Origin of the sequence: Paraburkholderia sp. Ac-20347, from assembly GCF_017104805.1 — a bacterium.
In the GTDB taxonomy this organism is placed as follows: Bacteria; Pseudomonadota; Gammaproteobacteria; order Burkholderiales; family Burkholderiaceae; genus Paraburkholderia; species Paraburkholderia tropica.
In genome coordinates, this window is record NZ_JAAGPN010000506.1 from 1 (window position 1) to 2431 (window position 2431).

Below are 2431 nucleotides of genomic sequence, written 5' to 3' on the forward strand. Positions count from 1 at the left end.
GCGCAGGTCGAGCCCGCGCTCGGTTCGCCCTCGCACGGCGGTTTGCCTGATACGATCGCGCGGCGCGACGGCGCGCACTGGCGCATCACGGGCCACAAACGCTACGTGACCGGCGCGCCGCTGCTCGCGTGGATCAGCGTGCTCGCGCGCACCGACGAAGCCGAGCCGCGCCTCGGCCATTTTCTGGTGCCGCGCGACGCGCCCGGCGTGCGTATCGACGAAAACTGGGACCCGGTCGGCATGCGCGCCACCGTGAGTCACGACGTGCTGTTCAAGGACGTGGCGATCCCGCTCGACGACGCCGTGGGCCTGAAACCCGCGAGCCTCGGCGTGCAGCGCGATCCGCACGCGACGGCGTGGTACTTCAGCCTCGTCGCCACGATTTACGATGCGGCGGCGCGCGCCGCGCGCGACTGGCTGCTCGACTTCATCAACACGCGCACGCCCGGTTCGCTCGGCGGCGCGCCACTTGCGAGTCTCGCGACGGTGCAGGAAAGCGTGGGCCGCATCGAAATGCGGCTCGCCACCAGCGACTGGCTGCTGCGCTCGCACGCCGACGCCATCGACGCGGACAACGCGCCCGCCACGCTCTCGGCGCTCGTCAAGCACAACGTGGTGGACAACGCGATCGAGGCCGTGCAGACCGCGCTCGAACTCGCGGGCAATCACGGCATCACGCGGCGCAATCCGCTGGAGCGGCATCATCGCAACGTGCTCTGCGCGCGCATTCACGCGCCGTCGAACAGCCTGCTGCGCACCAACGCGGGCCGCGCGGCGCTCAATGCGGCGTTGAAATAAGCGGCGTTGAAGCAGGCGGTAAAACTCAATCGCCCGCGGCCGCCATCTGCGCGCAAAGAAACTCGACGACGCGCTGCGCGCGGCGCGGCAGCGGCCATTCGGCGCGATAAATCAGCCAGAGCGTATCGACCACGGCGACATCGCATTCCACGACTTCGATCGCCTCCTGACGCGCGAACGCGCGGCGCGCATAGCGCGGCAGCACCGTGAAACCGAAACCGCGTGCGACGGGTTCGAGTATCAAGCCGATCTGATTGCTGAAGCCTCGGCGCGGCAGCCCGCGCGCGCCCGTGTTGCCCGGAAAGCGGCGGCTCAGCAGACGGTTGGCCATCGCGAGGCCGTCGGGGTGATCGACGAAACCGATGCGCTCCAGATCCTCCCACGTCCGCGCCGTTTCTCCGGCCGGAATCACCATTTCGAGCGGCTCCTCCGCAAAACGCGTGGCTTTCAGGCGCTCGTCGTCGGGCTTGAGCGTGAGCAGGCCGAGTTCGTACTGATTGGCGAGCACGGCCGCCAGCACCTCGGAATCGGGCGCGAAACGGTGCCGGATCGACAGGCCCGGATGCGCCGCCTGCAAGTCGAGCAGCAGCGGATACAGCGCCAGACCGATGCTGCCCGGACTGATCAGCGCAATCTCGCCCGCATCGGCGTCGGGCGCGGCCAGGCGGTCGCGCAGCTTGCGGTCGGACACTTCGAGTTCGGCGCAGTAGTCGAGCAGCGCGCGCCCGGCGGGCGTGATCTCGATGCCGCGCGGACGGCGGAACACCAGCAGCCCGAGCCGGTCTTCGAGATGCCGCAGATGCTGACTCACGGCCGCCTGCGTGATGCCGAGCCGTTCGGCCGCGCGCGTGAAGTTGCCGACGTCGGCCAGCATCTCGAAGGTGCGTAGCCATTGCGGATTCAGCATAAGGAAGATTTATCGAAATGATAAGAATAGCGTCGTTGCGATTATAGCCACGCTGCCTAAGATTCGTAGGGTGCCCGCCAGCCGGGCGTTCTTCGAGGAATCAGCATGAGCATCGTTTATCCGCGCAGTTTTTCCCACATCGGTCTTTCGGTGACCGATCTCGACGCCGCCGTGAAGTTCTACACGGAGGTCATGGGCTGGTATCTGATCATGCCGCCCACCACCATCGAGGAAGATGAGAGCGCCATCGGCGTGATGTGCACGGACGTGTTCGGCGCGGGCTGGGGCTCGTTCCGCATCGCGCATCTGTCGACCGGCGACCGCATCGGCGTGGAGATTTTCGAATTCCGCAACGCGCAGAAGCCCGAGAACAATTTCGAGTACTGGAAGACCGGCGTGTTCCACTTCTGCGTGCAGGATCCGGACGTGGAAGGTCTCGCGGCGAAGATCGTCGCGGCGGGCGGCAAGCAGCGCATGCCGGTGCGCGAGTATTTCCCGGGCGAAAAGCCGTATCGCATGGTCTACATGGAAGACCCGTTCGGCAACATCCTCGAAATCTACAGCCACAGCTATGAGCTGACCTACTCGGCGGGCGCTTATCAAGGCAACACGCCGGGCAGCAAGGCATGAGCGACGTGACGACGCCCGTGCCGGCGACCTGGCCCGCGTGGACGTGGCGCGGCTCGCCCGATGCGCTCGGCCTCGCGCTGGGCAGCGTGCCGCGCG

3 protein-coding genes are annotated in these 2431 nt (G+C 66.8%); 2 read left to right on the forward strand and 1 reads right to left on the reverse strand.

The genetic code is table 11. From position 1 onward, the window contains the following. Positions 1-798, forward strand: a 798-nt coding sequence (locus G3N97_RS38085; protein ID WP_205997892.1) for an acyl-CoA dehydrogenase, incomplete at its 5' end; no start/stop codon positions are given. A 25-nt stretch (positions 799-823) separates the two neighbouring features. Here G3N97_RS38085 and G3N97_RS38090 read toward each other — a convergent pair. Further along, positions 824-1705, reverse strand: a complete 882-nt coding sequence (locus G3N97_RS38090) for a LysR family transcriptional regulator (protein ID WP_205997893.1) — start codon at positions 1703-1705, stop codon at positions 824-826. Positions 1706-1810: 105 nt separating this feature from the next. Here G3N97_RS38090 and G3N97_RS38095 point away from each other — a divergent pair, with 105 nt between their 5' ends. After that, the gene (locus G3N97_RS38095; RefSeq protein WP_205997894.1) at positions 1811-2335 is read left to right on the forward strand and encodes a lactoylglutathione lyase family protein; all 525 of its coding nucleotides are present in this window, start codon (positions 1811-1813) and stop codon (positions 2333-2335) included. The last annotated feature ends 96 nt before the right edge of the window (positions 2336-2431 follow it).

Coding starts and splice junctions, on each gene's coding strand:
- G3N97_RS38090 (WP_205997893.1), bottom strand. CDS start 1,705: ATGCTGAATCCGCAATGGCTACGCACCTTCGAGATGCTGGCCGACGTC.
- G3N97_RS38095 (WP_205997894.1), top strand. CDS start 1,811: ATGAGCATCGTTTATCCGCGCAGTTTTTCCCACATCGGTCTTTCGGTG.